Source organism: Anaerotignum lactatifermentans (genome assembly GCF_014982935.1).
GTDB lineage: Bacteria > Bacillota > Clostridia > Lachnospirales > Anaerotignaceae > Anaerotignum > Anaerotignum lactatifermentans.
In genome coordinates, this window is the sequence record NZ_JADCKK010000106.1 from 1 (window position 1) to 3,053 (window position 3,053).

5 protein-coding genes are annotated in these 3,053 nt (G+C 39.8%); all 5 read left to right on the plus strand.

The genetic code is table 11. The annotated features are described in order from the left end of the window. Positions 1 to 227 precede the first annotated feature (227 nt). The 5 genes from INF29_RS13900 (at position 228) to INF29_RS13920 (ending at position 2,878) form a co-directional block, all read left to right on the plus strand. The gene (locus INF29_RS13900; RefSeq protein WP_193487323.1) at positions 228 to 479 is read left to right on the plus strand and encodes a hypothetical protein; all 252 of its coding nucleotides are present in this window, start codon (positions 228 to 230) and stop codon (positions 477 to 479) included. Positions 480 to 494: 15 nt separating this feature from the next. Then, the gene (locus INF29_RS13905; protein WP_191344236.1) at positions 495 to 983 is read left to right on the plus strand and encodes an RNA polymerase sigma factor; all 489 of its coding nucleotides are present in this window, start codon (positions 495 to 497) and stop codon (positions 981 to 983) included. Continuing rightward, positions 970 to 1,740 carry an anti-sigma-I factor RsgI family protein gene (locus INF29_RS13910; RefSeq protein WP_193487325.1) on the plus strand — a complete coding sequence of 257 codons (771 nt, stop codon included), beginning with the start codon at positions 970 to 972 and terminating at the stop codon, positions 1,738 to 1,740. Before INF29_RS13905 ends, INF29_RS13910 begins: the two co-directional genes overlap by 14 nt. 214 nt (positions 1,741 to 1,954) lie before the next feature. Beyond that, positions 1,955 to 2,143, plus strand: coding sequence for a hypothetical protein (locus INF29_RS13915; protein WP_072852277.1), 189 nt, complete (start codon positions 1,955 to 1,957; stop codon positions 2,141 to 2,143). 3 nt (positions 2,144 to 2,146) lie between these two features. Continuing rightward, positions 2,147 to 2,878 carry a cyclase family protein gene (locus INF29_RS13920; protein ID WP_072852279.1) on the plus strand — a complete coding sequence of 244 codons (732 nt, stop codon included), beginning with the start codon at positions 2,147 to 2,149 and terminating at the stop codon, positions 2,876 to 2,878. Positions 2,879 to 3,053 lie beyond the last annotated feature (175 nt).

Genomic DNA, 3,053 nt, shown 5'->3' on the forward strand with positions numbered 1-3,053 from the left:
GGATTTTGGCTTTCTTATTTTATTAAGATTTTATTTGTTATGTTTTCTTATGAAGACAGCCGTCGCAATTCCCCTTAAGAAATCAAGGAAAAGGAAAATCAATGTTTTCTTAAGGGGAAGTTGCTTTTGGCTGCCCTTGAAAAATTTTTCTATAGTTTGAATGGATTCGTCTTCTTCATTCGTATTATAATTGAAAATAGAAGAATGGAGGTGTTTCATATGAAAAAATGGTAATCGGTATGTTGGTGGCAGTAGGTGTGTTGTCCATGGGAACTGTAAGTGCTTTTGCGGCAGAACCGGCTTTTCTGAACAGTCGAAACTTTATGGATGCTGACAGAAACGGCATCTGCGATAACTACGAAATAGGCAGCAATGGTCAGTGGTTTGTGGATATGAATGGCGACGGCGTATGTGACAACCGAAGCAGTGCTGGTTTTTACAAAGGCTGTATGGGCAGAAGAATGGGACATAACTGGTAAAGGCAGGTATTTTTTATGCGGAGCGAAGATGAATTGAATCGAGTAATTGCATTGTATTCGGATATGATAAAAAGAATTTGCTTGATTCATCTAAAAAATCACGCAGATACGGAGGACATATTTCAAGGGGTATTCTTGAAGTATGTCCTTAGCTCCGTTGTGTTTGAAAATGATGCCCATGAAAAGGCTTGGTTTATTCGGGTTACTATCAATGCCTGCAAAGATTTGTTAAAAAGCTTTTTTTACAATCGTACCGTTGATCTTACTGAAATGCATGAACAAATTGCAGCTGAAGTTTCTGAAGAGGATACGGCAGTTATTGAAGCAGTTCTACGATTGCCTGAAAAATATCGTAAGGTCATTTACTTACATTATTATGAAGGTTATACAGCTCCAGAAATCAGTGAGATTTTGGGAAAGAATGTAAATACCGTTTATACATATATGCAAAGAGCCAGACAAATGCTGAAAAAAGAGCTGGGAGGTGAATATGATGCAGAATAAGATTCAAAAAGCATTTGGGCAGATTTGTGCTGATGATGCATTGAAAGATACAACGAAAAAGGCTGTATTGGAAAAAGCATATGGGAAGCAGGTAAGAAAGCCTTTTGCAACAAAGCGTATTTATAGCTATGGGCTTCTTGCTTCTTTTGCGTTGTGCTGCATCATTTTCATGGGTAAATATCTTTATTTTACACCTACGGCTGTGATCAGCATTGATGTGAATCCTTCCATCGAGCTAGATGTGAATCGTTTCGATCAAATCATTGGCGTAGAAGGCTATAATGAGGATGGACAAGAATTGGCAGCATCACTGGATGTGTTGTATAAAGATTATGAATCTGCCCTTTCTGAAGTACTGGAAGCCCAATGGATGCAGGATTATCTTCAAGAAGATGAAATGCTTTCCATAGCAGTTGTGCAGACAGAAGAAAAACAGGGGGCAGAAATTCTTGACTATGTGAAAAACTGTACGGGAAAACAGAAAAATACCTATTGTTACTGCTTGGATTCCGAAGATGTTTCCGAAGCACATGCTTTGGGATTGTCTTATGGAAGGTATCGGTGGTATAAAGAAATTACTAAGTATGACCCTCAAATTACACCAGAGGAACTGAATCAGATGTCTATGCGAGAAATCCGAGAGTTATTTTTGTCTGTGAAAGATGGAAATATGCAAAATGAAAATGGCTTGCATCAAGGAAATGGAAATCAATATGGTAGGGGAAATGGAAAAGGTATGCATGCCAGTGATAGATAAGTATGTAAAAGGAAGCATAAATAGTAGACCAACTTTGTTGCTTATGTATTTTTCTAATGAATTGTTGCGCTTATTTTGCTGCCTGATAAATCTTATCTTTAGAGGGAAAAACATGCTGGATGCGTCAGGAACAGAAAAGTCCATACGGATAGGTGCGAATTTTTATGGATTTTGTGTTAGCGAGATATTGCTATAGAATTTAAGGATAATTGATATGCGGGTGATAGTACAGGCATATACAGAACATGAAGGAGGATTTGCAGAAGAAAAAATAAAGAATTCAATCGGGAAAAAAGAGGGAATTTCCATTACATGGGGAATATTAAAAGAAAGAGGATTGTCTGGGACAAGACCACTGTTTTTTACTGACAATGGAGCATATAAAACGCAGAAGGGAAGATGAAAGATGAACAAGAAATTGTGGGAGCAGTACGCAGATTGGAAAGAAAATTACAGATTTGTGGATTTGACACATGAACTTTCTCCGGAAACACCGCACTGGGCTGGTTTTCCTGCTATGGATGTACTGCGTCTGTTTGATTACCCTGTTGGATTCCGTACCCATGAATTCCGTCTGGTAAGCCAGTATGGTACCCATGTAGACGCGCCTGTACATTTCATTCCTGGCGGCAGAGAATTGCAGGATATTGCTGTGGAAGAAATGATCCTGCCTTTGTGCGTCATTGATGTATCTGCAAAAGTAGCGGACAACTGGGACTATGTGACAACAGTTGAAGACATTCAGGAATGGGAAAAGACTTATGGTGAAATTCCTGCAGGTTCCTTTGTGGCAGTGCGTACAGACTGGTCCAAACGGGAAGATATGAACAACTATGATGACGAAGGCAACCGTCATTATCCCGGCTGGAGCATGGAAGCGCTGAAATATCTGGTGGAAACACGCAATATTGCAGCCATCGGTCATGAACCTGCTGATACAGACTCTGCGACCAATGCAAGAGAAAAAGGTTTCCTGTGCGAAATCTATGTATTAGAACAGAATCGTTATCAGGTGGAACTGATGAATAACCTGTCTGAAGTGCCTCCTGTAGGTTCTCTGATTTTCTGCGGTTTCCCCAAAGCGAAAAATGCGGCTGGCTTTACTGCAAGATGTATTGCGATCTGCCCCAAAGACTGATTTTTGTAAATATCATAGACATGATGCCTGTTTTGACGGGTATCATGTCTTTTTTATTGGTGAATCCAATAAAAACCCCCGGCTATGCCGGGGGAATCAGTGAGCTTCAGCTTCAAGCAAAAACCTCCTATGCTATAATTATCTTGAGTCCGCCAAGACACAAGAAAGCATAGGA

Coding starts and splice junctions, on each gene's coding strand:
- INF29_RS13900 (WP_193487323.1), top strand. CDS start 228: ATGGTAATCGGTATGTTGGTGGCAGTAGGTGTGTTGTCCATGGGAACT.
- INF29_RS13905 (WP_191344236.1), top strand. CDS start 495: ATGCGGAGCGAAGATGAATTGAATCGAGTAATTGCATTGTATTCGGAT.
- INF29_RS13910 (WP_193487325.1), top strand. CDS start 970: ATGATGCAGAATAAGATTCAAAAAGCATTTGGGCAGATTTGTGCTGAT.
- INF29_RS13915 (WP_072852277.1), top strand. CDS start 1,955: ATGCGGGTGATAGTACAGGCATATACAGAACATGAAGGAGGATTTGCA.
- INF29_RS13920 (WP_072852279.1), top strand. CDS start 2,147: ATGAACAAGAAATTGTGGGAGCAGTACGCAGATTGGAAAGAAAATTAC.